Here is a 25549-nt window from a genome sequence, read left to right on the forward strand (position 1 = left end):
ACACCAATAACATAGGAACAAAACATCAATTATTTTTCATCTCAAGCTAAAAAAAACAAACGCCATTTATGAAAATCATCAATGTAATACTATCAGGAGGAGTTGGAAGCAGATTGTGGCCTTTGTCACGAAAAAGCAAACCCAAGCAATACTTGGGTATTTTCCAAGGACAAAGTTTATTCCAAAAAACAGCTGCCCGAAATGCTTCTTTTTGTGATGAAATTATTATAGTTGGTAATAAAAATAATTATGAGCTTTCCAGAAAAGATTTAAGCAGTGCTGGCTTGACTAAGTATCGGGAAATAATTGAGGCAATGCCTAGAAATACTGCTGCAGCCATTGCATTTGCAGCATTTGACACACAAGCAGAAGATATTTTACTGGTAACACCATCAGATCATTTAATTGAAGACCAAGAAAACTATGCATCCTGTATTGAGCGAGCCATCACCCTCGCCAAAGAAGGAAACATAGTGACGTTTGGCCTAGTACCTACGAAACCGGAGACAGGATTTGGGTACATAGAATTTGAAAAAGAAACCGTTATTAGTTTCCGTGAAAAACCAGATACAGAGACCGCGAAAGAATTTGTCAGCTCAGGCAGGTTTTTATGGAATTCAGGAATGTTCTGTTTTGGTGCAGGTGTATTTTTGGAAGAACTCAAAAATTTTGAACCTGAGGTATATGAAAAATCATGGCTAGCCTATCAAGGCATGCAAGATGGTTTTTTACCGACAGAGGAAAGTGCCGCAATCCCGTCCATTTCTGTGGATTACGCAGTTATGGAGCGATCTAGAAAAATCAAAGTCGTTTCATCTGCGTTTCAATGGTCAGATATGGGTTCCTTTGAATCCATCTACGACTATTTTCAATTACAGGGTTATCCAGTCGATGAGGAAGGAAATATGACGATTGGTACAGACCTATTTACCGCTTTTGTAGGATTAAAAAATTGTATGTTTATCCAAACTGAAGATGCGCACCTCATTCTCCAAAAAGAGGCAGCACAAGATGTTAAAAAAATATACGAGCGCTTAGAAAAAGAAAACAACTCATTGACATGAAACCAATTCGCATTTTAGTAGTGGGATGTGGGAATATGGGAGCTTCCCATGCACTAGCATATCATCAGATGAAAGAATTTGAAATCTGTGGTCTAGTAGCACGTGGAGATAGTAAGGTGAAATTAAACGATGCTCTTAAAGCAAACTACCCTTTATTTGATGAGTTTCACCTTGCACTGAAAAGTACTAAACCAGATGCGGTTTCTATCTCTACTTACCCTGACACACACGAAGACTATGCTATTGCTGCTTTACAAGCGGGGTGTCATGTATTTGTGGAAAAACCCTTGGCAGCTTCCGTTATAGGAGCTAAACGGGTCATCCAAGCCGCAAAAGAATCGAATAAAAAGGTTGTAGTTGGATATATCTTGAGGCACCACCCTTCCTGGGAGCGGTTTATTGAAGAAGCACAAAAGCTTGGTAAACCCCTGGTCATGCGGATGAATTTGAATCAACAAAGTCAAGGTTTCATGTGGGATGTGCATAAAAACCTCATGAAGTCTCTAAGTCCTATCGTAGACTGCGGTGTGCACTACATCGATGTGATGTGTCAAATGACTCGCTCGAAACCCATTTCTGTATCTGCTATTGGTGCTCGGTTAACCGAAGAAATACCTGCAGATAATTACAATTATGGGCAACTTCAAATTCGCTTCGACGATGGATCTGTTGGTTGGTACGAAGCGGGTTGGGGTCCAATGGTGTCGGATAATGCCTTTTTTATCAAAGATGTATTTGGCCCAAAAGGCGCTGTTTCGATCGTAGCTAAAGAAGCCTCCGGCACAGGTAAATCTGATACAATAGCAGCACATACAAGCACGGAACAAATTAAAATCCACCATGCTGCTATCAACAAAGCAAATAACTTTACCCAATCAGATGAATGGATAGATCTTAGAGATGAACCTGATCATCATGAGCTTTGCAGGCGAGAACAGCTATTTTTTCAACATGCAATCATACAAGATTTAGATCTTCATGATCATTTACAAGATGCATTAAATAGTCTTACCATAGCGTTTGCATGTGATGAATCCATACGAACAGGAAAAACTATCCTGATTGAATGATATTGTCGGTTTTTATTTGTGAGTCATTTAGTTGGGTTATCAGCAATGACCATTAGATGATATTCCTTATATACCCGACAAAGTCACCCAATCATAGTACAACTAATCGTTAAATTTTTTAAATTTAGGAATATTAAGATTTTCAACATTTCATGAAAAAATTTAATGATCCCATTCTCCAAGCATTACCTTTTCCACTATGGGAAGAAGATTTTTCTGAAATAAAAAGTTTACTCATTACTGAAGGAGTTTGGGGCTTAGGTAGTTTTGATTTTAAAGAAAAACTCCAATCGAATGCTGAACTTGTTCAAGCATGTATGCAACGCCTGAATATCATCCATGTAAATGAAGCATGCCTTAAACTATATCAGATAGATACAGTAGAGGCTTTAGATCAGTTTTTTCTAAAAAATTTTGCTACCCATTTTCAAGAATCCTTCATTGAAGAGCTTCTCCAACTCAACGAAGGTAAAAAAGAATTTAATGTCATAAGTAGACTTTCAACGTTTGAGAAGACTTGGAAAAGTATTCGATTGGATTTTGTTGTTATGGAAGAGGATCTAAAACGAGTGATCGTCCAAATTACCGATATCAGCAAAGAGGTAGAGGCAAAAAACCATATTGAGTCTTTGGTTATTCGGAATCAAATGGCACTTAAAACCACCGGAGCCTCAGCATGGGAGTGGGATTTCATCACAGATGAAGTCTTTTGGAGTGATGAGTACTATGCATTATTTGGGATTGATGCTTCACAATCCAAATATGGTTACCCAGAGTGGTTAGAAAAAATACATGTAGATGATCGTTCTGCAGTTGTTGAAAGCTTAAACCAAGCCCTACAAACAAAAACTGAGTATTGGGAGATGGAATATCGAATGAGTATTCCTTCAAACAAGTATATTTACGTGAGAGACCGCGGTACTATAATTCTCAATAAAGAAGGGGAACGTGTAAAAATGATAGGTGCCGTACATGATATTACTGAAGAAAAAAACAATCTGAATCAGCTTATTCAGCAAAACAAATTTATTGAGGCTGTCCTTGAAAACATCCCTATGGGAGTTGCGGCTAATTTCATAGACTCCGGGAAAGTGAAATTAATGAACCAAAACTTCACAAAAATTTATGGATGGAGTAAGGAGGAATTAACTGACGTTCAAACATTTTTTAACAATGTCTATCCAAATGAGGAATACAGGGAGGAGATAAAGGAAAAAATATTAGCCGATATAGCATCGGGCGACTTAGATAGAATGAAGTGGCAGGGAATTGAAATCACTACCAAAGCTGGACAAAAGAGAATGGTCAGTGCCACTAATTTTTCACTACCGGATGAAAATTTAATGATTTCAACAGTGATCGATGAAACTGATCTTTACAAAGCCAATAAAGAGCTAGAGCAATTTGCCTACATCGCTTCTCACGATCTTCAAGAGCCCCTACGGATGATTTCTGGTTTTCTCTCATTGCTTGAAAAAAAATATCAGCATCAATTGGATGAAAAGGCATTATCTTACATCAAGTTCGCAGTAGACGGTTCCAATAGGATGAAAGAGATGATCAATAACCTATTAACCTACGCTAGGGTCAGTAAAAAACCAGAAAAAGCTGATTATCTAACTATCACAGAAGTAATTGAAGATACACTGGAAATGCTTCAAGTATTGATCAAAGAAAATCAAGCTAACATTACCTACAATCAAACCCTACCTGTTGTCAAATATCCAAAAAGTCTATTGATTCAGATTTTTCAAAACTTACTTACGAATGCAATTCAAAATAAAAGAGAGGGTATCTCTCCTCGGGTACATATAGATGCAGTAACTACCGAGAAAGCAATCGTCTTCGAAGTGAAAGACAATGGCCAAGGAATACCTATTGAGAAGCAAGAAAGTGTTTTTCAATTATTTCAAAGTTACGGCTCTAATGGAAGTGTAAAAAAAAGAGGTATAGGCTTAGCAATCTGTAAAAAAATCATTGAAAAATCAGGAGGCAAAATTTGGGTAACATCTGATGGGAAAACTGGCTCAAGTTTTTTCTTTAGCATTGATCATAGTTATTAAAAATCTTTTGTACATAAAAATAATTTCCACCTTAAAAAACAGCACATAATTGAAAACCAAAGACTTTATAGAAGCTACTTATAAAATTCCTGTCATGACAGGAATTGTGAGTTTTTTAATCTCTTTGGTGCTTACCCAATTCATTACCTATCGAGACTATGAAATCAATCAAAATCTCGAACAGCAGCAAGTAATCCAAGAAGCTCAAATTATTGAAAAGAAAATCAATACCATATTGAATCAAGCCTATGCAGCAGCATCTACATTGCAAATAGCTTACGAATTGATGGAAAAAGATACAGTCGCTCTAAACAATAAAGCTGCTCAAATCTTGGAGATGTTCCCCTCTTTAGATATCATACAGTTAGTTGTTGGGGGAGAAATCACGTATGTGTACCCATTGGTAGGAAATGAAGTAGTGATTGGTTACAATATTTTGGATGATCCTAAAACTTCACGAGAAGCAGCATTAGCGATCGAACGAAAGAAAATGTTTTTTGCAGGGCCATTTGAGTTAAAGCAAGGAGGAGAAGCCATTGTAGGGCGTTTACCAATATTCAAAAACAATCAATTTTGGGGTTTCAGTGTAGCAATCATCAAAATGGAATCATTTCAATATCTATTACGTGATACGCATCAACTTGAGGAGCTCTATTACATACAGTTTTCTAAAATCAAACCCAACGAAACAGATGCTCAAGACTTTTTGCCAATTCCTGCAGATGTCGATACCTATAATGGCTATAAATTTATAGACTCCATTAGTGATGGAGATTGGCTACTTACTATACAGCTAAAAAAATCCAACGCTTTCCAACCTATACTTTTTTCATTCATACTTCGTATACTCTTATCCATTAGTCTAGGCATTGCTGCCTATTTCCTGGCTAAACAGCCAAAGATTTTAGAAGATAAAGTGGCTAAAGCTACGCGCCGGTGGAAAAGAAGTAATAAACGTTTTCAAATTGCCACAAAAGCTACTTCTGATTTCATTTGGGATTGGTCACTTACTTCCGGGCGAGTATATAGATCCGAAAATTTTGAAAAATTATTTGGTTATCCCTTGACTGTATTTACCAATGATACAAATTTCTGGAATGACCACATTCATCCGGATGATTTACAACGGGTCCTCAAACACCTCAACAAAGTTAAATCATCGAAAGAAACCTACTGGGAAGAAGAATTTAGATTTTTGAAAAGTAACGGTCAATATGCTTATGTGGTGGATAAAGGAATCATTCTACGGGATAAAGAAGGGAATCCCATAAGAATTATTGGTGCAACGCAGGATATCACAAAAGCAAAAAATTACGAAAGACAGTTAATTAAAGAAAAAGAGTTGTTAAACTCTTTGTTGGATCATCTTGCGGAAGGCATAATTATGCTCAATTTTGCAGGCAAAATAACCCTGAGCAATAAAAAGGCAAGGGACTTACTGCAGATAAACCAAAATACGCTAGATTTTAGAGAAATTATTTCACTTAATGAATTTCTGAGCGTACCAGCATATCAACTTCTTATTCGAGACCAAAATCCATTGGTTTGTATTCTCAAAGGTGAAAAAGTCAGAAATGTTGAACTGGCTATTCAAAGAGCAAATGGTCCTATACATGTGTTAGTTTCTGGGGAACAGTTTACCGTTGATGAACGAGAAAAAGTCAATATCCTCATTGTTTTACATGATATATCAGATATACGTGAAAAAGAAGTTGATTTAGCGCATATAAGTGAGGAGTTAAAAGTTAGGGCTGAAGCTCTCGAGCTTTCAAACCAAGAACTTGAGCGATTTGCTTATGTTACTTCCCATAATCTCCAAGAACCGCTCCGCATGGTTGGTAGTTTTTTAAAGTTGATTAATACAAAATATGGAGCTCTTCTGGACGAAAAGGGAAGGTCTTACATACAGTATGCAATCGAGGGGGCTGATAGAATGAAACAACTCATTATGGATGTGCTGGATTATAGCTTGGCAGATATTGGAGACGAGCAGACCGATTTGTCTTTGCAAACGTTGATCGAGGAAGTTAAAATATTAGAACGCTCAAAAATCCAAGAAACACATGCCTCGATTACTTGTGATCAATCTTTAGAATTTAGAGGAGATAAAATTCAAATCAGACAATTACTTCAAAACCTCATCAACAATTCCTTGAAATTTAAAAAGGGTTCTGAGAGCCTGCAAATATGGATTAGTGGTGAATCCAAAGAAAATTATTGGTTAATTAAAGTGCAAGATAATGGAATAGGAATCAAAGAAACTATCCGAAAGAAAATATTCAATATCTTCGAAAAGGACCAAGAGCACGATAATCATAGCGGTTTTGGAGTAGGTTTAGCGATATGTAAAAAGATCATTGCCAAGCATAATGGAAAGATTTGGATTGAGTCTAAAGAAAATATGGGAACTACGGTGTACTTTACGATAGAAAAATAATATATTTAAAATCATGTCCCCCAGTAGCAAATAGATGCTATTCATGTAAGTTTGTAGGAAGAATATTTGGAATGCAATTTACTACTACTAAAAATGGTCTTTGATATGCTACCTAAGGAAATCTTCAATTAAAAAATTACTTAGGATGGGTACTGTAGACTTTTGGTTAGGAAATAATAATTCTCAATGTAGAAAGCTTTCTAAGCAAATTCTATTGGAAATTGATAGCAGATACAATGGGGGTAAATTTGTTCCATTTGAAAAGATTAATGTATGTTGAAAGATAGCAAAGAATATAAAATTCTTGTGGTAGATGACAATAAAGGAGACCGTGTCTTGATTGAGGCATATTTAGAAGACACAGTGCTGCTTCCAAAAATATCTGAAGCCGAATCTTACAAAGCAGCAAAGAAAATCTTAGAAAATTCCAGCCTACTTTTTGACGTTATTTTATTGGATTTAGGGCTACCCGATCTAAGTGGAGAAGAGTTGATCAAATCGATGATAAAATTGTTTCCCAAAACACCGATCATAGTTCTTACTGGCTATCCCGATGTAGACTTTAGTAGGAAATCATTAAAGCTCGGAGTTTCAGATTATTTGCTTAAAGATGAGCTCAATTCTCCTAGCTTGTATAAAAGTATTGTTTACTCTATCGAGCGTAAAAAAGCTACAAACCAACTAATACGGTCTGAAAAGAGATATCGTGATCTTTTTCAATTATCTCCAATGCCTATTTGGGTGTTTGAAGAACAAACCTTGAGGTTTTTAGCTGTCAATAATGCGACTATTCAAACCTATGGATATTCCAACGAGGAGTTTATGGATATGAAAATCACCCAAATCAAACATCAAGATGATATTCCCCTATTAGAAACTGCACTTAAAGCCAGTAAAAAAAGCACTAGAATGAACCTCAGTGGGGTTTTTAAACACAAAAAAAAGAATGGTGAATTAATGGAGGTTGAAGTCTATACCAATGATATAGAATTTAATGGGAAAAGCGCAAAAATTGTTCTGATTAACGATATCACTTTTAAGGCACGCTATATTGAAGCAATCGAAACTCAAAATGAAAAATTAAAAGAAATTGCCTGGATTCAATCTCATGTCGTTCGTGCACCATTATCCCGTATGATGGGACTTATCGGGTTGCTTGAATTGGAAGAAGAATCCGATAATCTTTCTGCTGATCAAAAAGAACTCGTTCAATTTATCAAAGATTCAGCAGGAGAATTGGATGGAATTATCCGAGAGATTACCATCAAAACCGAACAGATAAAAATTGACTAAGCACCCTTGATATGAATTTTGACATACTAATTGTAGATGATAGAGATATTGATTTGATGTTACTCAGTAGGATTGTAAAAAAGGTCTTTAAAGACTATCAACCATGGGAGTATATGTCCGGAATCGACGCATTAAAAGAAATCCACGAAAGCACTCAACTAAAAGATACTATCCTTGTACTATTGGATATCAATATGCCCAGTTTCTCTGGCTGGGATTTTTTGGAAATGCTCAATGAAAACTTACCAGCAAGAACAGTACATGTCTGTATTGTTACTTCATCGGTAAATATCTCAGACAAAAAATTAGCTGAAAAGTATCCCCAAGTATTTAACTTTTTAGAAAAACCAGTTACTCTACAAGATATGGAACAACTTGTTTCCAATGAATCCATATTTAGAAAAAGTTAAGTATTCCTTTCATATTCATAAACCAAAAAAACAAATTAATTCCTTAGCCATACTACAAAATCAAAGAGCACTGCTGGATAGTTGCCTCAGACAAATTCCAACAGTACTCCTTAACTACTCAACCCAAATTTACCCCTGCACAATCGCCGAACGAAGTCCTTGACTTGTCAACAAACCACCAAATTCCTCGATTACACTCATCGGAACTTCTAGATTAAGCGCTGCTTCTACCACCGCCTCTATAAACAAATCATAATCTGATTCCGTAACAACTCCAGTCATCCGCGGATTTACCAAAGGATTATGGGCATCCGCCATATTTAAACCTACATATCGGATATTTTGTGAACCAATAGCTTGGGCCAAAAAATCACTGAATCCTGTAACCAACATTCCAAATCCTGATGAATTATTCGCTCCAACTTCTGCAAGAAGTACCGAAAATGCTGGAAGTAAATCTTCATACTTTCTTCCTTCGTTGGTAGCTATCACCATCACAGTTTCTGTTACCACAGCTCTCAATGGAATATATCCTGCTTCAATCAACTGACCAGGATTATCGGGATCATCCACCAATCCAGATCCTCCTAGACGGGTATACAAATCCAAGTTTTCATTGGATGCTCTTTGTACAATGGGTTGTCTCAAGGATTCTAAAAGTTGCCCAACAGGTCCTAAAACAGTATTATCTGTAATACCTGCCTGCCCTGCACCTTCTACCACCGCTTGAATAAATAGATCATAGTCTGCATTGTTGACCAAACCATTCATCCGAGGGTTTCTCGCAGGATCATGAGCGGCTACCATATCCAAACCATTGTAAGAGAAATTTTTCGAACCTGTAGCCTCTGCTAAAAATTTAGCAAAATCCATTACTAAAATATTTAACCCTGTTGTTTCTCCTCGTCCCACCTCATTTAAAAGAACAGAAAAATATGGTTGCAAAGCATTGTATGTACCTCCTTCATTGGTAGCGATTGTCGTAACTGTGTTCATTACTACAGTCCTAAGGTTCAAAAACCCTTGTTCAATCATCTGGCCAGGATTCATAGGGTCTGGTACTTTAGTTTCCCCTCCTAATTGCTGCGCATAAAATGATTCGTCCAGCATAGGAGCGGAACCATCATCATCTGAACAGGAACTGAAAAGCACTAGTCCTGTTCCTAAAATTCCGAGTAACCAAAATTTTACGTTTTTCATAGTATAGATAATTTAGTGTTTGCTTTCGAAAATGCGCTGAAAAAATGCTCCTAACTGATAAGTCAATGAAGTCTTATCAATGGCAGGACAAGATTGTGCAAGTAACTCTTCGCTGGGTCTAAAAAAACTGGCAGAAACAGTAAATTCATTCACTATCCAGTCCGTCAATTCCTCTCCAGACCATTTGTTCCGGTCATACAGACAAATTAAAAAGCCATCAGATCTATTCATCCTGACATCTTTGACACCTTCCAATGTTCTGGTTTGATTTAGGATTTGATGTGATTGCAAGGAGTCAAGGGAATCATGAAAATCTATCCTTCCCATTGTAATAGTACTAATCGCACCCGGTGCAGGCCTAGTTACCATGTAAATGTGCACGGCAAGCGTAGCTATCATTACAAAGAAGACAGCTGTAAGGCCAATAACAATTCGCTTGATCATAACTTTGTCCATTTGCAGGGATGTACGAGGCAAAGCATAGAATTGGATTTTCAAGTATTTAATTTTTTTTGATTATTGAATTTATATCATTAGTTTTACATGATTTACATTTAGTTATGAAGACACCAATTGTTTTTGCTTTAATTTGTATTTCCTTTCTTTCAGGATGTATGGGGAGTTTTTCAGAAGGAGAACGTTTATTCAGGTCGGGTAAATACCATGAGGCTGTAGATGAATTTTCTAAGGTTCTATTTCTGCACGTAACAGATATCAACACTTTGCACTTAAGAGCACGTGCTTTTGAAGAACTACAGGAGTGGTCTAAAGCGGAAGAGGACTATCGAAGTATCCTCAAGTTAGACCCCAATCATGCACAGGCTTTTGCTGGTTTAGGAAAAATACATTGGGAGCAAGAGCGGTTTCGAGAGGCAGAAAACTTTTATTTGCTTGCGGCTAAAAATGATCCCGAGGACTTTGATATACTTTTTCAACTAGGTCAAGCCTTACTTAAAAACAAAAAGTATCACAGTGCAGATGAGTTCTTGCAATTGGCAAAAGAAATTAACGATAAACACCCTCTTGTCTATTTCTATCAAGGAATGGCTCGCACCCAAATTGGAGATTTACTAGGTGCAGCAGGATCATTTAACATGTGTTTGAAATATGATCCCGACAACCTCATCGCTACCTATAACCGAGGCTTGGTCCGAATGACCATAGGATACTTGAGTTGGGCAATGGAAGACTTCAATCGGGTATTGGAAGCAAAGCCAGAGCATACAGAAGCATTGGCCAGAAGAGGTGCAACCAAAATACTCTTAAGAGATCCAACCGGTTGTCAGGACTTACAGAAAGCAGCCATTCAAGGAAGTATATTTGCACAGTTGCAGATTGAAAATTGTTAAACCAATCGTTTTTGCAAAGCTGATTTATAATTTTCTAACGCTTTTGGATGGGTGAATAAAAACAAATAAGGTTCTATCAATTCCAGCTCCATTAACAAAAACTCCCCTGCTCTCCAAACACCATCTACCCGTGCATATAATGTGTCTTGGGCGAATGTATCTACATAAGTCTTAATTTGAGTTAGTTCTTCCAAACTTGGCTCAAAAGGATGAATTGTCCCACCGAAAAAATGCTGTACTCTAAACTCTCCCGCACTTGCCTTTTTCACCAAAGCATGTGAAAACTCCCCATTAAAGAAGATATAGGAATACTCCCCTATCTCTGCGATCTCTGGCACAAAAGGCTGTAATAAATATGCTTCTTGTTGAATCCATTCAGAAATTTGGGATTGGATAGCACCCCATTCACTCACATGAAACTTCAAGGTATTTTTGGAGCCACCACTGATAGCTGGTTTGATCACAAATTGTTGCTGTTCGTCTGAAGCTTGTATGATATCCTCTAAAACTGTCATCGAACCTTTCGCAATCCATGTAGTCGAGACAATTCCTAAGCCCGCTTTCTTAATATCTAGTAAGTATTTCTTATCTGAATTCCATAACACTGTATTCAAATCATTCCAAACAGGGATACCTAAGTCTTGAATATTTTGACACCAACCCTTAAAATCTTCAAAATAGTCAAAATAATCCCAAGGAGATTTAAGCAATAAAGCATCGTATTGCTTCCAGTTGACCGAATTATCCGACCACACCTCAAATCGATACGAAATATTCAATTGGTCTAATAATAAGCTCAGAAGTTGATCTTCATCGGGAACCGCTTCCACGGCATAGGATCCTCTATCTTGATAGGTAATTACTGCGAGTTTCATGAATGATTGAATTCAGGCACAAGTATAGGCATTTTTAGCTTTTTTATACAAGTATGGTTTATTTGTACAGGATAAGTAATATTTTTGGACTTTGATTTTATGAAAAAGGAAAAACTCGTCATCATCCCAACTTTTAATGAATCCGAAAACATTGAGGACATCATTCATGCCGTCATGGCATTGGAGGGGGACTTTGAGTTGCTCATCATTGATGATAACTCTCCTGATGGCACTGCTAACCAAGTCAAGGTTTTACAACATGAATTCCAGGATCGTTTGCACTTAATTGTCAGAAAGGGCAAAAACGGACTAGGAACTGCCTATTTAGAAGGATTTCACTACGCCATCGTAAATGGCTACCACTATATTTTTGAGATGGATGCAGACTTCAGCCATAATCCTCAAGATCTTATTCGATTGTACAATGCTTGCGCGGTAGATGGTTATGACCTTGCCATAGGCTCTCGATACATCACAGGTGTCAATGTGGTCAATTGGCCAATGACTCGAGTATTGATGTCTTTTTTTGCAAGCAAATATGTTCAAATGATTACCGGCATGCCTATCAAGGATGCAACAGCAGGTTTCAAGTGTTACAAAGTTGAGGTATTGAAATCCATCCGCTTGGAAAAAATCAAATTTGTAGGATATGCATTCCAAATTGAAATGAAATTCAAGACATGGAAATTAGGATTCAAAATTAAAGAAGTACCCATCATTTTTACTGATAGGACCAAAGGCACTTCAAAAATGAGCACTAAAATTTTCAAGGAAGCCGTCTTTGGCGTTATTCACATGAAAATCAGAAGTTGGTTTTTTAAATATAAACCTAATCAAACCTGATGGATTTGATCGGTTGAATGTTGGAAATCACAATCGCAGGGATAAACAGAACCAGCGTTGTCACAACCAACACCACAAGGTTTAATATGAGGAATACAGGCAAATTCCAATAAATAGGTACAGTATTCATGTAATAATTTTCAGGATCCAGAGGGATCAGTGAAAAATAGCTCTGTAAAAAGCCAAAGACAAGGGCAATACCATTACCGATAAGCAGGCCTCTCCCAATGATCCTAACACCATTCCAAATAAAAATTCTTCGGATCTGTGTATTTCGGCCTCCCAGTGCCTTTAATATACCTATCATTTGTGTTCGCTCCATGATCAGAATAAATAAGATCGAAACCATGTTGAAAGCCGCTACAAAGCATATTAAGCCCAAAAAGATATATACATTGTTATTTAATAGCTCCAACCAATCAAAAATTTCTGCATATTTATTTTTTACATCCGTCAACTTCAAATCAAAGTCCAGACGCTGACTGAGTTCCTCTGCTTGTTCGTCAAGATTTCTAATACTTTTAACAAATACTTCAAAACCACCCACCTGATCTTCACTCCATCCATTGAGGTTTCGAATGGTTTGAATATCACCGATGATAATCTTATCATCAAAATTTTCTAAAAAAGTTTCGTACACCCCTACTACTTCAAACCTCCTAAATCGTGGGGGATCCTGCACAAAATACATGGTAATCCTATCCCCAGTGCTTATAAGTAACTTATTGGAAATACGCTTACTAATAATAATTTCATTACTCGCACTCGAATCTTGAAAATGAATAAATCTTCCTTCGACCATCGAAGGCAAGAACGCAACACTATCAAAGCTTGGGGTAACACCTTTCAATAAGACGCCCTCAACTTCATTGTCTCCTTTCAGCAATCCCGGTTTGTGTGCATAGCCTTGTACCCGATCAATGAAGTCTAATTGGGTGTAATTCGTATAAAAATCAGTATCAATAGACGTAGGGATCTCCTCGAAGGCATTGCCTGACATGAATTTGGTTACTTGAAAATGCCCTGTAAACCCATAGACCTTTTGAGAGATTTCCTGTTGAAAACCACCTAAGATCATAAAGGAAATCATAGAAATAGCCAAACCTATCGCCACCGAAGCAACTGCAATTCTATGGATCGTCCCAGTAAAGCCACCTGAACGCTGAAAACTGATTCTTTTAGAAATGAAATACGATAGGTTCAATTAATTTAGTATTTTTAGTCAAAATCTGGTGCAAAATAACTATGAACCTATTCAAAATAACAATTCTTTCTCTTTTTTTACTGCTACCTGTATTTCAAGGGGCCCAACCGATGCAAAAGGCAATGAACTCAAATACTTTATCAGGTATTTTGACAGCTGCTGAGCAACCTAATCTTTATCTCCCCAAACTAGCGGGTAAAAGAATTGGGTTAGTTGTCAATCAAACAGCGGTATTGGAAAGTAAAAATGGTATGCATTTAGTGGACTACCTAATGATGGAGGGGTTGAATGTGGTAAAAGTATTTGTTCCTGAGCACGGATTCAGAGGTGATGCTGATGCAGGTGAAGTTATCAATTCTGAGATCGACAAAAATACCGGGCTCCCAATCGTTTCTCTTTATGGAGACAATAAAAAACCCAAACCTGAACAGCTTCAGGATGTAGATATTATTATCTATGATCTCCAAGATGTAGGTGTTCGCTTTTATACCTACATAAGCACCATGCATTATGTAATGGAAGCTTGTGCGGAGCAGCGCAAGCCCATGCTCATTTTTGACAGACCCAATCCGAACGGCAACTATATAGATGGTCCAGTGCTAAAAAAAGGCTTTGAAAGTTTTGTAGGGATGCATCCCATCCCTGTCGTTCACGGGCTGACCGTGGGTGAATTGGCACACATGATCAATGGAGAAGGTTGGCTTAAAAATCAAGTAAAAGCATCTATAGAGGTCATTCCTGTGAAAAACTGGAAAAGAACAGACTCCTACAGCCTGCCCATCAAACCATCACCCAATCTCCCAAATGATCTATCCATTAGGTTATACCCTTCCTTGTGCTATTTTGAAGGTACTGATGTATCCTTAGGAAGAGGAACATACTACCCCTTCCAGATGTATGGATATCCAGATCCAAAATTTGGTGACTTCACATTTACACCAGTAAGTATCGTGGGCATGTCCAAAAGTCCACCTCAACAGAATAAACTTTGCTACGGTGTAGACCTACGTGAGGAATCATTAGACCATCAATTCACCCTCCAATACCTCTTGCATGCTTATGGAATTTCGGGCAAAAAAGAGAAGTTTTTCAATAACTTCTTTGATAAACTCGCAGGTACCGATCAACTCCGAAAAGACATTTTGGCTGGAAAATCTGAAAATGAAATCCGTACTTCCTGGCAATCAGATCTTGCTGCGTATAAAGCAATGCGGGAGAAGTATTTGCTATATGAGTGAGTAGTGATTAGTAATTGGTTGATTGGTGATTGGTGATCGGTGATTGGTAGTCCAAAACCAATTTCATCCTTCTGCCTTCATCCTTCATCCTTTAAGTGATTAGTAATTGGTTGATTGGTGATTGGTAATTGGTAATTGGTGGTCCAAAACCCTTTTCATCCTTCTGCCTTTATCCTTTAAGTGATTAGTGATTGGTTGATTGGTGATTGGTAATTGGTGGTCCAAAACCCCTTTCATCCTTCATCCTTTAAGTGATTGGTGATTAGTAGTCCTAAATCCGAGAGTTGGGAAGAGCTATGAGACATGGTACAAAGTCCAGTATCTAGTTGATATGTATAAAATTTTTCTCCTGTAACAATCATCACCGATTATAGGACTAGCAATGTAGACTTTTGTATGTATGTTTATAACTACAGCAAACAGAAGCTACAACAACCTATGAAGCAACAGAACAGCAGTTTATTGAAAAAATATATTCCGATTTTGGAATGGCTGCCTACTTACAAAAAAACAGATCTACAAGGGGATTTATCAGCTGGCCTAACAGTCGGTATCATGCTAATCCCACAAGGTATGGCTTATGCGATGCTAGCTGGTCTGGAACCTATCCACGGATTATATGCAGTAACCATCCCTTTGATCTTATACGCAATTTTTGGTACTTCCCGTCAGTTAGCAGTAGGCCCTGTTGCAATGGTTTCCTTATTGACAGCTGCAGGGATTGCAACTCTAAACCCTTCCTCTCCAGAGCAATATCTAATGCTTGCGTTATCATTGGCATTTTTGGTTGGCGTAATTCAGTTTGGTATGGGGGTACTTAAATTAGGCTTTGTTGTCAATTTCCTCTCCCACCCTGTCATCAATGGGTTTACCTCCGCTGCTGCAATCATCATCGGTTTGAGCCAAATCAAGCATTTGTTTCGAATCAATTTACCGAATTCTGAGCATGTACAAGAAATGTTTGTGGCGATTTATACAAATATTTCAGACATCCATTGGGTCACTTTTGGAATTGGAGTGTTGGGAATCATCATCATTAAATTTGGAAAAAAGATACATCCCTCCTTCCCCGCTCCACTCGTAGCAGTTATTGTAGGAATTGGACTAGTAGCAGGCTTTGACCTCACGAGTCAAGGAGTAAAAATTGTAGGAGATGTACCGAGTGGTCTTCCTACCTTTTCAAGTCCTTCATTTGACTTAGAGTCATTAAAAACCTTATTCCCAATCGCATTGACGATTTCATTGGTTGGTTTTGCAGAAAGCTTTGCAGTGGCCAAAACAATCCAAGCAAAACATAAAAACTATCAATTGAATGCCAATCAAGAATTGATTGCACTTGGCATGGCTAATTTCGGTTCGGCTTTCTTTAAAGGATATCCTGTAACTGGAGGGTTTTCACGTACTGCTGTCAATAATCAGGCAGGAGCAAAAACAACCATGTCCTCGATCATTTCAGCTGTTTTAATTATTTTGACCCTTTTATTCTTTACTGGTTTATTCTACAATTTACCAAGTGCAATTTTAGCAGCTGTTGTCTTGGTGGCTGTCTCAGGTTTGATCGATTATAAAGAGCCAATCCACTTATGGAAAAAGGATAAGGCAGATTTTGTCATGCTGATGGCTACCTTTATCATTACGCTCACCTTAGGCATTGAAACGGGTATAATTTCAGGCATGGTTCTTTCCTTATTGGTGGTCATTTACAAAGCTACCCGGCCACATATGGCCAAGCTTGCAAAGGTTCCAGGAACAACGATTTACAGAAATATCAGTCGGTTCGAAAATCTACAAGAGAGAAAAGATATTTTGGTTTTAAGAATCGATGGTCCAATTTACTTTGCAAATGTAGCTTACATTAAATCCAAAATTGATGAATGGGTTTTGGAAAAAGATGGAGAACTGCGATTGATAGTCTTAAATATGGAAAGTGTAACGCATATAGACAGTACAGGCGCTCATGAACTCCATGAATGGTTTGCAATATGGAAAAAGGCAGGTATCATAGGCTCTATGAGTAGCGTAAAAGGCCCAATCAGGGATGTATTGAACCGATGGAATTTGATTGAAGAAATTGGTAAAGACAATATTTTCATTGATGACAATTCCGCCTGTGGATCATATGATCACGAAATAGATCCAAAGATCTTGGAAGAAATTAATTCATACGCCACTCAAACTACAGTAAAATAATGTGCACCACTAATCTTAACAAATTCTTTGATTACAACAAAGCCTGGGCTTCTGAAATTTTAAAAGAAAACCCTACCTACTTCACAGATATCAAAGAAGGACAAAAACCCATTGCCCTCTTACTCGGCTGTTCGGATAGCAGGGTGTCCCCTTCCACAGTCTTGGGCAATAATCTTGGAGAGTTTTTCATTCACCGAAATATTGCCAATGTTGTGTCCCATACAGATCTAAACTTTCTTTCGGTCATGCAATATGCTGTTGAAAGTTTGGGTGTAAAAGACATCATTGTCTATGGACATTACGGTTGCGGAGGGATCAAAGCTGCATTTGAAAACAAAACCAATGGCTTGATTGATAACTGGCTTGCCAATATCAAAGATGTCATCAGGCATCATAAAGCCGAATTGGACGACTTGGAAAACTACGATGACAAAATCAACCTACTTGTAGAAATGAATGTGTTGGAACAAATCGAAAACATCAAACAAACTTCTGTATACAAAAAAGCTGTGGACAGAGGAGAGGGTTTGAGACTTCATGCCTGGGTATTCGACTTTTCAACAGGGCTTGTTCATGATGTCAAAAAGAAATACAATTTAGAACCAGCTCACATTTAAAAAAGGGCCGTCTTTTGATGAAAGACGGCCCTTTTTTAAATGTTTAGAATTGGAGAAGCTACTGCTTGTTATCTCACTAATCTTTCGTAATCAATTCCTCAAAATCATCTCGGATATAAATCACATTTCTGCCCAATTCAATCCATTTCTTTTTTTCCAACTGTTTTAAAAGTCTAGAGATCACTTCTCTGGAAGTACCGAGTTCATTGGCAATCTCCTGATGCGTTATACTGAGTTCATTTGCTTTATACTGCTTCATCTTTGTCACAATATAGCGCATCAATCGCTCATCCATACGTTTGAAAGCTACAGCGTCTAGGGCTACTAACATTTCCTGAAACCTTGCCTGATAGGTATTAGCTACAAAATCCTTCCATTGCTTAAACTGATCTGTCCATTCCTCGTGTTTTTGTAAGGGAATTCCCAGAATAATTGTCTTTTCTTCCGCAACAGCTTTGATTTCAGAAGGTTTAGATGCCGAACAACACGTCAATGATAAGGCACAAGTCTCACCTGGTTCTAAGTAATACAAAAACAGCTCTTTTCCATCATCATCCATCCGCAATATTTTAATTGCACCATCAAGAACTACTGGCACCATTTTTATAAATTGCCCCGGCTCTGTAATAATTTTACCGGACGGAAATTCATGTATTGTCCCATGCGCTAGCATAGATTTTAAAAGATTGGGATCGGTGATATTAGGTAATTTAAGCTTTAACTCTTCAACTTCCATAGGTAACTTTTTTCAAAAATAGATGCGATGATGAATGTAAGTTAGTGATAATGGTCACAAAAAAAAAGGCGGGAAAAATTTTCCCGCCTTTTTCACACCACTAAACCTATGTTTATCACTAAGCGCTCAAATTCCTTGAGTGTACTCGCAAATTGATGATTCAAAAATACAGTACCTATCACATTTGCAATAGAATAAAAATCATGGACTGAGATGATTTTGATCATACAAAATGGCCTAAAATAGATGGAAATTCGGGTATCCAAAAACCAAAAACCCTAAAGCCATGAAGCGACTCATTGTTCCTATTGACTTTTCCACCTACTCAGACAACGCGTTTATGACAGCAATCAAAATCGCACAAAAGTCTGAAGCGACAATAACCTGCATAAATGTAGTGAGTACCGAATTGGATTGGAAAAATCTATCTCCAGAAAGAAAAATCAAATTCCCTCATATCATTGACTTGGAGGCAGAAGCTAAAGAAAAATTAAAGGCTTTTGTCTTTGACCATCAATTGCATGGGGTACCAGTAGAACCGGTGGTTGAAGTAGGTGTGCCACATGAAGAAATTGTCATCATTGCTCAAAAACATCAAGCAGACTTGATTATCATCGGAGCCTATGGAATGGGGCATACTAAGGATAAATTCATTGGTTCAAACCTTCAAAAGGTAATGAGAAATGCCGCTTGTCCTGTATTAGCCGTCAAAAAAATCATGAACGGAAATGACCTTCGCAAAATGGCTTTTGCCTCTACATTTGATGAAGATAGTAAGCCTGCATTCTTAAAAATGAAACCATTCTTCAAGGATTTTCAAGCTTCTATTCACTTTCTCTTTGTCAATACACCCAAAGATTTCATCACATCTAAGGAAGCTATGAGCAAAATGGACAAATTTGCGAAAGGATTGGAAGACTTAACTATACACAAACATATTTACTGCCATCATGAAGTAGAGAAGGGAATCAAAGAATTTGCAGACGAACATAAAATCGGATATGTCGGAATAGCTTCTAACAACCGAAAGTCCAAAACATCTTATCTATTAGGCAACACCGAAACATTCCTATTTAAATCAGAAATACCAGTCTTGAGTGTTAAGTTGTAAAGTAGCTTTCATTGGCTAGACTGTTTCAGAAATGAAAATATAAAAACAGCTTTAGGGGAAATTTAGAGGTCTATTACTTAAAAATAGACCTCTATTTTTTTTAGCATTTTAAAAGCCACAGATTGAACAAACTAACAAAAAAGATTCCGCTCTATAATTCGAATTATTAGGGGAGGATGTCTAATGTTAGAATTAGCGTCCTTAAATTCTATACGAAAGTTTAGCTTTTAAGTGCTCAAGTGCTGGTTTTGAACTCAACAAAAAGAGGCTACCCAATAAATCAGGTAACCTCTCAAAGCATCCTCTACAAGAGGATTTTGTAATCTTCTTATTTACTTGACCACTGCACTACTGTAAGGAGAAAGTACAAGCACTCCCTCGTCTATGGTTACAGTTCCCAAACCGTATAACAGATGATCATAATCCTTTGGTAAATCAAGGGAAATCTCAGTATCTCCCACGTTATGAACCACAAACAAGGACTGATTCTTATATTCACGGAAATAAGCCATTAATTGCTGCTCCAGCCCTCCTTCATACAAAGTCAAATCCCCTAATGCCAAGGCTCTGTTGGAATTCCTTAACTTTATTATCTCCTTGTAATGATTAAAGTAGGAAGTAGACATAGACTTTTGAATCGCCAATGGGGTTACAGTTTCATCCGTACTATAGATTGGTTGAATCCATTTGGTTCTTCCCTTGTCATTATTTTTTAAATCCCATAAAAATGGCTCTCTGATATGTTCATCCGGCTTCTTTCCCAACATCCCAATTTCTTCTCCGTAATAAAGATAAGGAGCACCCGGCATGGTCATGAGTATAGTGACTGCTTGTTTAAGTTTTTTAGGATTTTCTTCGAGAGAATTCAGTAACCTTTCCTGGTCATGATTAGACGAAAATGTGGCATCGATAAAATCTTTTGTAATCCCTTGGTAGAAATCTAAAACTTCTTTTTGCTTTTTAGCAAAGAGCATTCCATCTGCTTTTCTAAACACCTCAATAAGCGTATAATGAAAATCAAAGTTGAATAGCGCGGGTAATCCTGGTAAGTATGGGGCAACGATTTCTTTACGATCATACACCTCTCCTACTAAGTAAATATCAGGTTTGATTGCGGTCATTTTCTCCCTAAACTCTTTCCAGAATGCGTGATTATCCTCTGGTCTATCATCGGGAAATATATGCTTAGCAGCATCTAATCTAAAGCCATCTACCCCGACTTCCTCTAACCAAAAGCGACCGATATCGTAAATTTCCTCTCGAACCTTGGGGTTATCAAAATTCAAATCTGGCATCCCTCCCCAAAAAAATCCATAGTAGTAATCTTCTCCAAATCCAGGGTCATGCCATTGGCGAATGTTATCACTATCCAGTGTAATTGTCTTCTTATTAATAAAATCCGCAATGGTATCTTTTTGTGCCCAGACATAATAATCTCTGTAAGGATTATCCCTACTTTTTTGAGACTCTAAAAACCAAGGATGCTGCGTACTGGTATGATTGATGATCATATCAATCACAATTTTAATGTCTTTTTTGTGGGCTTCTTCAATCAATCGCTTGAAATCATCCATCGTCCCATAATCCGGATGAATATCTTTGTAATCAGTCACATCATACTTATGATAGGTGGGTGAAGGCATGATAGGCATAAACCAAATAGCATTGGCCCCCAGCTCCTTGACATGATCCAATTTCTTTAGTACTCCATTGATATCTCCGATCCCATCTCCATCAGAATCGTAAAAAGATTGTATAAAAATTTCATATGTAATTCCAGCGTGCGGCCAGTGATTTTCTACTTCGCCCGACCCTACTCCTCCACAAGATGACAACATTCCTACAATGATGGAAAAAGCAATTCCTTTCAAATATTTCATACTCCTTAGGAAATAGAAAAAGTCACCTAACGTGACTTTTTCTATTAATTTTTAAGTCAATAATTAATTTCTATTGATCGCATTTAACATATCGAATGCAAGTTCAAGTCGTTTGATGAAGTTTTCTTCACCTTTTCTCAACCATACACGCGGATCATAGTACTTCTTGTTTGGACTATCTGCCCCATCAGGGTTACCTAATTGGGTTTGCAAGTAGCCTTCATTGGATTGGTAATAATTCTTAATTCCTTCCCAAAAAGCCCATTGTTGATCTGTATCAATGTTCATTTTGATAGAACCATAGCTATTGGCTGCTCTGATTTCCTCTAATGATGAACCAGACCCACCGTGGAATACAAAATTGACCGGTTTAGGACCTAGTCCGTGCTTCTTACTGATGTAGTCCTGAGAATTTTTAAGTATTTCAGGTTTCAAGCTCACATTACCAGGCTTATACACCCCGTGAACGTTACCAAAAGATGCCGCCACTGTAAATAAGTCAGACACTTCTCTCAATTGTTCAAAAGCATAACAAACTTCTTCAGGCTGCGTGTAAAGCTTACTGCTATCTACATCCGAATTATCAACTCCGTCTTCTTCCCCTCCTGTAATGCCTAATTCTATCTCTATAGCCATGCCTAGCTTTGCAAACTCTTTAAAGTAAGCTAAAGAAATTTCAAGATTTTCATGCACTGTTTCTTCTGAGAGATCCAACATATGACTTGAAAACAAGGGTCTTTTAAATGCCTCAAAATAAGATTTCCCCTCTGCAAATAATCCGTCAATCCAAGGAAGTAACTTTTTAGCGGCATGGTCTGTATGCAAAATCACAGGAACACCATAAGCTTCAGCCATCCTATGTACATGCAATGCACCAGAAACGCCACCTACGATAGCACCTTTTTGTCCTTCATTCCCTACACCTTTACCTGCATAAAACTGTGCTCCTCCGTTCGAAAACTGAACGATTACAGGTGAGTTTACTTTTTTTGCAGTTTCCAATACAGCATTCACTGTACTCGTATTAATCACATTGACAGCTGGCATTGCAAATTCGGACTCTTTAGCATAAGCTAATAAGTCTTTTAGCTCTTCGCCATACTTTACACCGGGTTTAAATTTCATGGTTTTTGTTGTTGATTACTGTTTCAAAAATCGCTTTCTAATGACCGTTCGGTTATCATTTAATTCAAAGATATAAATACCCGCTTTAAAATCCTTTAAATCCAATTGTAAAATATTATCACCACCTGGAAAAACTTGTTCCGAAAGCACCGCTCCAGTCACATCAATTACTCTGTACTGAAAGCTTCCAATACCATCTGGAATCAAAATATTCACACGATTTTGTGCAGGAACAGGATAAATTTTCATCTCAGAAATATCAACCTCAGGATTGATAGAAGTAATCGGGTCTTCCATCAAAATCCCTTCCTCTGGAGTTGGCAAGGGCTGATTGGTGAAAAGTAAAAACTCATTTGCTCGCAATCGGAAGGTTCGTGTATTGCCCGTAACTTGGATTTCCTCTCCCGTAAAATAATTGTAGTAGGTGCCAGGACCAGGGAAGCTCAAGGTAGCATTCGTTACATCTGTTAGACCAAAATTCCCATGCAAAATCACTTGAAAATCTCCATCAACCAAGCGAATGGATTTTAAAGGTTGAGCAAGGTTTAGTATTGTATTGTCAGGGCTATTGAAGGCTTTATGCTCTTTTTTCAAATGAATCATAGCCTGATACAATTTAAACAATCGCTGTCTTTCTGGATTATCTAAGTACTCCCAACGTGTAGGCTTGATTCCCAATCGGTCATTGTTGAGTTCAAGATCATATCCAAATTCTTCAAACTGCCAGAGCATTTTTGGACCAGGAATCGTAAAAAAGAAGGCTGCCATCAATTGATTTCTATTGACCGCATTTCTCAATTGACGAATATTTATCGGGGTAGTAACTCCCCATGTCAAGGATTCCCACATGGTACGTTCTTCATCATGACTCTCCATGTAGGTTATCAAGTTATTTTTCGCCCATCCTCTTGTCTGGAAATATCCCCAATCAAAGTTTCGATTACCTCCCTTGGCTATTTCCCTGAAATTGGAGTTTTCATTCCCCCAAAACATCATCCCATAATCAGCTAATTCCCGTTCCTCCGAATTATCGGCAAAGTGCTCTAATATTACGTAAGCGTCCGGATGGGAGCTTTTGATGTTATCATAGATGTTTTTCCAAATTTCGATCCTAGACTCATCCCGCTGACTCCATAGACCAACATTATCGCCAGAATTAAATTGTGTAAACCCTTTACTAAGGTCAAATCTGTAGCCATCAAATTTGTACTCTGTCAACCAATAATTATTAACGGTGTCTACAAAAGCCTTGGTGTAAGTACTTTCATGATTGAAGTCATAGCCTACATTGAACGGGTGCTTGGCTTCTCTGTTGAGCCATGGATTATCCAAGGTAGGCGCTCCAAAATCACCGTCATTATACAATCGGACGAAAGGGTTTTGTCCAAAGGCATGATTCAATACCATATCTAAAATCACTACCATATCACGCTTATGCGCCTCATCAATCAATTCTTTTAAATGGTTTTTCGGGCCATAAAATTTATCCACAGCAAAAAAGAATGCTGGATTATATCCCCACGAAAGATTCCCCTCAAACTCTTTGATCGGCATCAATTCGATAGCATTGATACCTAAGCCCTTTAAATAATCTAAGCGCTCAATTACCGCTTTGAATGTTCTACGTTCATCAAAATCCCTCACCAACAATTCATAAACCACTAATTCCTCTGGTTTTGGTTTTTTGTAATCCGTATACTTCCACTCATAAGGTGTTTGGGCAGTCTGCAAAAAGGTTGCTTGAAACTCTGTTTTTCCTTCCGGATAAGGTTTTAAACCAGGGTATCTCCCTTGTTGAATGATTTCTGTATCTAAAAATGGATCTGATATTTTATCCGCATAAGGATCCCCAATCCGAATAGAGCCATCAACTAAATATTGGAAAATATATTCTTCCTGAGGCACCAAGTCCTCAATCTTCAGCCAAAACAACTCTCCGTCAGGTGTGAGGTTCATTTGGTAATCTGCCAATACTTCCCACGCGTTGAAGTCACCGATAACAAATACATTTTTCTTTTTGGGTGCTTCCAATACTAATATCACCTCGGTATCAGAGATGTAATTTATGCCTTTTTTAACCCCCTCTGGAAGCGGTAGACGTGGACTAGGCCCTACTACATTAATTCTAGATATGGCCTCAGCCACATCGTCCCCAAGGCTAGCAGTAGCTTTGATCTCATACTCTCCAGCCTCATTGGCAACAAAAGTATACTCCAAGCTTGACGCATCTTCTTGAGAGGCTACTGGGACATCATTTACCTGAATAGATAAATCCGAGATCTCGTTTGCAACGATTCGGATCAACTGCTGCTCACCGATTTCCAATAAAATTGATGGAGAGGTAGGTTGCTGAAATGTAACTTCAAATCCTTGGCTTAGATTGACGAAAAAGTCTTGATTGGTGGCTGTTTTTCCCTCAAGGTTGCCTGCTGCATTTCTAAATACCATCCCCAAGCGAAAAATCGTTTGATTTGGAGCGATTGAAAAAAACTCATTGGGAGTAACTTCCCACTCCCAAATATTATCACTGACCTTGGTCATACGGGCATCCGGATTGGATGTACCCCACTGAAACGGTACAATAGCCCATGTAGTAGATGTTGGGCCTGCAACAACTGCTCCTATATGAATATATACTGGCTCAACTCCCCGTAAGCCAGTAGTCCCTTGCGAGGCATCGTAAATGATTTTCAATTTTTGATTGGCTCTCGGAAACTCGGGAACAGTAGTGACCTGAGCAAATGCTTCTAAACTTACAAAGCAACAAAAAAATAAACTAACTAATATTCTGTTCATGATGATGGAATTACTAATTGTGGTGTATAGGAATAGAATAAAAAAGGC

Annotated in this window: 21 protein-coding genes; 12 read left to right on the plus strand and 9 right to left on the minus strand. The window is 37.8% G+C overall.

What is annotated here, in order from left to right:
• Window positions 1-68 precede the first annotated feature (68 nt).
• From IPZ59_RS17195 to IPZ59_RS17220, 6 genes are all read left to right on the plus strand, one after another.
• Complete coding sequence (locus tag IPZ59_RS17195) at window positions 69-1064, plus strand: mannose-1-phosphate guanylyltransferase (protein ID WP_236137281.1); 996 nt, start codon at window positions 69-71, stop codon at window positions 1062-1064.
• On the plus strand, window positions 1061-2134 hold the full coding sequence (locus tag IPZ59_RS17200; RefSeq protein ID WP_236137282.1) for a Gfo/Idh/MocA family protein: 1074 nt from the start codon (window positions 1061-1063) through the stop codon (window positions 2132-2134). The genes IPZ59_RS17195 and IPZ59_RS17200 overlap by 4 nt, the downstream gene beginning before the upstream one ends.
• A 152-nt stretch (window positions 2135-2286) precedes the next feature.
• Window positions 2287-4197 (plus strand): ATP-binding protein, encoded by a 1911-nt coding sequence (locus tag IPZ59_RS17205; protein ID WP_236137283.1) that lies wholly within the window; start codon window positions 2287-2289, stop codon window positions 4195-4197.
• Between the two features lie 49 nt (window positions 4198-4246).
• Window positions 4247-6634 carry an ATP-binding protein gene (locus IPZ59_RS17210; RefSeq protein WP_236137284.1) on the plus strand — a complete coding sequence of 796 codons (2388 nt, stop codon included), beginning with the start codon at window positions 4247-4249 and terminating at the stop codon, window positions 6632-6634.
• A gap of 273 nt (window positions 6635-6907) precedes the next feature.
• Entirely contained in the window at window positions 6908-7927 is a 1020-nt protein-coding gene (locus IPZ59_RS17215; RefSeq protein WP_236137285.1) for a PAS domain-containing response regulator, read from the plus strand.
• An 11-nt stretch (window positions 7928-7938) separates the two neighbouring features.
• Window positions 7939-8337, plus strand: coding sequence for a response regulator (locus IPZ59_RS17220; RefSeq protein WP_236137286.1), 399 nt, complete (start codon window positions 7939-7941; stop codon window positions 8335-8337).
• Between the two features lie 129 nt (window positions 8338-8466).
• On the opposite strand, the gene IPZ59_RS17225 is transcribed toward IPZ59_RS17220, so the two are convergent.
• Both IPZ59_RS17225 and IPZ59_RS17230 read right to left on the minus strand, forming a co-directional pair.
• Complete coding sequence (locus IPZ59_RS17225; protein ID WP_236137287.1) at window positions 8467-9537, minus strand: globin family protein; 1071 nt, start codon at window positions 9535-9537, stop codon at window positions 8467-8469.
• A 12-nt stretch (window positions 9538-9549) separates the two neighbouring features.
• Window positions 9550-10035, minus strand: coding sequence for a heavy-metal-associated domain-containing protein (locus tag IPZ59_RS17230; RefSeq protein ID WP_236137288.1), 486 nt, complete (start codon window positions 10033-10035; stop codon window positions 9550-9552).
• A gap of 62 nt (window positions 10036-10097) precedes the next feature.
• Between IPZ59_RS17230 and IPZ59_RS17235 the strand changes: the two genes are divergently transcribed.
• The gene (locus IPZ59_RS17235; RefSeq protein WP_236137289.1) at window positions 10098-10886 is read left to right on the plus strand and encodes a tetratricopeptide repeat protein; all 789 of its coding nucleotides are present in this window, start codon (window positions 10098-10100) and stop codon (window positions 10884-10886) included.
• On the opposite strand, the gene IPZ59_RS17240 is transcribed toward IPZ59_RS17235, so the two are convergent.
• The gene (locus tag IPZ59_RS17240) at window positions 10883-11761 is read right to left on the minus strand and encodes an ATP-grasp domain-containing protein (RefSeq protein WP_236137290.1); all 879 of its coding nucleotides are present in this window, start codon (window positions 11759-11761) and stop codon (window positions 10883-10885) included. The genes IPZ59_RS17235 and IPZ59_RS17240 overlap by 4 nt on opposite strands.
• Before the next feature lie 99 nt (window positions 11762-11860).
• On the opposite strand from IPZ59_RS17240, the gene IPZ59_RS17245 reads away from it, so the two are divergent.
• Window positions 11861-12604: a polyprenol monophosphomannose synthase gene (locus IPZ59_RS17245; RefSeq protein ID WP_236137291.1), complete on the plus strand. Its 744-nt coding sequence runs from the start codon at window positions 11861-11863 to the stop codon at window positions 12602-12604.
• On the opposite strand, the gene IPZ59_RS17250 is transcribed toward IPZ59_RS17245, so the two are convergent.
• Window positions 12591-13808 carry an ABC transporter permease gene (locus IPZ59_RS17250; protein WP_236137292.1) on the minus strand — a complete coding sequence of 406 codons (1218 nt, stop codon included), beginning with the start codon at window positions 13806-13808 and terminating at the stop codon, window positions 12591-12593. The genes IPZ59_RS17245 and IPZ59_RS17250 overlap by 14 nt on opposite strands.
• Before the next feature lie 41 nt (window positions 13809-13849).
• On the opposite strand from IPZ59_RS17250, the gene IPZ59_RS17255 reads away from it, so the two are divergent.
• From IPZ59_RS17255 to IPZ59_RS17265, 3 genes are all read left to right on the plus strand, one after another.
• A complete protein-coding gene (locus tag IPZ59_RS17255; RefSeq protein ID WP_236137293.1) occupies window positions 13850-15046 on the plus strand; it encodes an exo-beta-N-acetylmuramidase NamZ family protein in 1197 nt (398 codons plus the stop codon).
• Between the two features lie 438 nt (window positions 15047-15484).
• On the plus strand, window positions 15485-17236 hold the full coding sequence (locus tag IPZ59_RS17260) for a SulP family inorganic anion transporter (protein WP_236137294.1): 1752 nt from the start codon (window positions 15485-15487) through the stop codon (window positions 17234-17236).
• Window positions 17236-17853: a carbonic anhydrase gene (locus tag IPZ59_RS17265; RefSeq protein ID WP_236137295.1), complete on the plus strand. Its 618-nt coding sequence runs from the start codon at window positions 17236-17238 to the stop codon at window positions 17851-17853. The genes IPZ59_RS17260 and IPZ59_RS17265 overlap by 1 nt, the downstream gene beginning before the upstream one ends.
• Window positions 17854-17929: 76 nt before the next feature.
• On the opposite strand, the gene IPZ59_RS17270 is transcribed toward IPZ59_RS17265, so the two are convergent.
• Entirely contained in the window at window positions 17930-18589 is a 660-nt protein-coding gene (locus tag IPZ59_RS17270; RefSeq protein ID WP_236137296.1) for a Crp/Fnr family transcriptional regulator, read from the minus strand.
• A gap of 92 nt (window positions 18590-18681) precedes the next feature.
• Window positions 18682-18816 (minus strand): hypothetical protein, encoded by a 135-nt coding sequence (locus IPZ59_RS20280; protein ID WP_262912223.1) that lies wholly within the window; start codon window positions 18814-18816, stop codon window positions 18682-18684.
• Window positions 18817-18875: 59 nt separating this feature from the next.
• On the opposite strand from IPZ59_RS20280, the gene IPZ59_RS17275 reads away from it, so the two are divergent.
• Window positions 18876-19700, plus strand: a complete 825-nt coding sequence (locus IPZ59_RS17275; protein ID WP_236137297.1) for a universal stress protein — start codon at window positions 18876-18878, stop codon at window positions 19698-19700.
• A 332-nt stretch (window positions 19701-20032) separates the two neighbouring features.
• Here the strand turns inward: IPZ59_RS17275 and IPZ59_RS17280 are convergent, their stop codons facing one another.
• The 3 genes from IPZ59_RS17280 to IPZ59_RS17290 form a co-directional block, all read right to left on the minus strand.
• Window positions 20033-21538, minus strand: a complete 1506-nt coding sequence (locus tag IPZ59_RS17280) for an alpha-amylase family glycosyl hydrolase (protein WP_394800745.1) — start codon at window positions 21536-21538, stop codon at window positions 20033-20035.
• Window positions 21539-21643: 105 nt separating this feature from the next.
• The gene (gene fbaA / locus IPZ59_RS17285) at window positions 21644-22705 is read right to left on the minus strand and encodes a class II fructose-bisphosphate aldolase (protein ID WP_236137299.1); all 1062 of its coding nucleotides are present in this window, start codon (window positions 22703-22705) and stop codon (window positions 21644-21646) included.
• A gap of 15 nt (window positions 22706-22720) precedes the next feature.
• The gene (locus tag IPZ59_RS17290) at window positions 22721-25501 is read right to left on the minus strand and encodes a DUF4961 domain-containing protein (protein ID WP_236137300.1); all 2781 of its coding nucleotides are present in this window, start codon (window positions 25499-25501) and stop codon (window positions 22721-22723) included.
• Window positions 25502-25549 lie beyond the last annotated feature (48 nt).

Source organism: Mongoliitalea daihaiensis, from assembly GCF_021596945.1.
Classification (GTDB): Bacteria; Bacteroidota; Bacteroidia; order Cytophagales; family Cyclobacteriaceae; genus Mongoliitalea; species Mongoliitalea daihaiensis.

What these genes read in the sequence shown, in the direction of transcription:
- IPZ59_RS17220 (WP_236137286.1), top strand. Translation starts at nt 7,939, where the DNA reads ATGAATTTTGACATACTAATTGTAGATGATAGAGATATTGATTTGATG.
- IPZ59_RS17245 (WP_236137291.1), top strand. Translation starts at nt 11,861, where the DNA reads ATGAAAAAGGAAAAACTCGTCATCATCCCAACTTTTAATGAATCCGAA.
- IPZ59_RS17235 (WP_236137289.1), top strand. Translation starts at nt 10,098, where the DNA reads ATGAAGACACCAATTGTTTTTGCTTTAATTTGTATTTCCTTTCTTTCA.
- IPZ59_RS17215 (WP_236137285.1), top strand. Translation starts at nt 6,908, where the DNA reads ATGTTGAAAGATAGCAAAGAATATAAAATTCTTGTGGTAGATGACAAT.
- IPZ59_RS17255 (WP_236137293.1), top strand. Translation starts at nt 13,850, where the DNA reads ATGAACCTATTCAAAATAACAATTCTTTCTCTTTTTTTACTGCTACCT.
- IPZ59_RS17205 (WP_236137283.1), top strand. Translation starts at nt 2,287, where the DNA reads ATGAAAAAATTTAATGATCCCATTCTCCAAGCATTACCTTTTCCACTA.
- IPZ59_RS17195 (WP_236137281.1), top strand. Translation starts at nt 69, where the DNA reads ATGAAAATCATCAATGTAATACTATCAGGAGGAGTTGGAAGCAGATTG.
- fbaA (WP_236137299.1), bottom strand. Translation starts at nt 22,705, where the DNA reads ATGAAATTTAAACCCGGTGTAAAGTATGGCGAAGAGCTAAAAGACTTA.
- IPZ59_RS17240 (WP_236137290.1), bottom strand. Translation starts at nt 11,761, where the DNA reads ATGAAACTCGCAGTAATTACCTATCAAGATAGAGGATCCTATGCCGTG.
- IPZ59_RS17225 (WP_236137287.1), bottom strand. Translation starts at nt 9,537, where the DNA reads ATGAAAAACGTAAAATTTTGGTTACTCGGAATTTTAGGAACAGGACTA.
- IPZ59_RS17275 (WP_236137297.1), top strand. Translation starts at nt 18,876, where the DNA reads ATGAAGCGACTCATTGTTCCTATTGACTTTTCCACCTACTCAGACAAC.
- IPZ59_RS17265 (WP_236137295.1), top strand. Translation starts at nt 17,236, where the DNA reads ATGTGCACCACTAATCTTAACAAATTCTTTGATTACAACAAAGCCTGG.
- IPZ59_RS17260 (WP_236137294.1), top strand. Translation starts at nt 15,485, where the DNA reads ATGAAGCAACAGAACAGCAGTTTATTGAAAAAATATATTCCGATTTTG.
- IPZ59_RS17290 (WP_236137300.1), bottom strand. Translation starts at nt 25,501, where the DNA reads ATGAACAGAATATTAGTTAGTTTATTTTTTTGTTGCTTTGTAAGTTTA.
- IPZ59_RS17280 (WP_394800745.1), bottom strand. Translation starts at nt 21,538, where the DNA reads ATGTTGTCATCTTGTGGAGGAGTAGGGTCGGGCGAAGTAGAAAATCAC.
- IPZ59_RS17200 (WP_236137282.1), top strand. Translation starts at nt 1,061, where the DNA reads ATGAAACCAATTCGCATTTTAGTAGTGGGATGTGGGAATATGGGAGCT.
- IPZ59_RS20280 (WP_262912223.1), bottom strand. Translation starts at nt 18,816, where the DNA reads ATGATCAAAATCATCTCAGTCCATGATTTTTATTCTATTGCAAATGTG.
- IPZ59_RS17270 (WP_236137296.1), bottom strand. Translation starts at nt 18,589, where the DNA reads ATGGAAGTTGAAGAGTTAAAGCTTAAATTACCTAATATCACCGATCCC.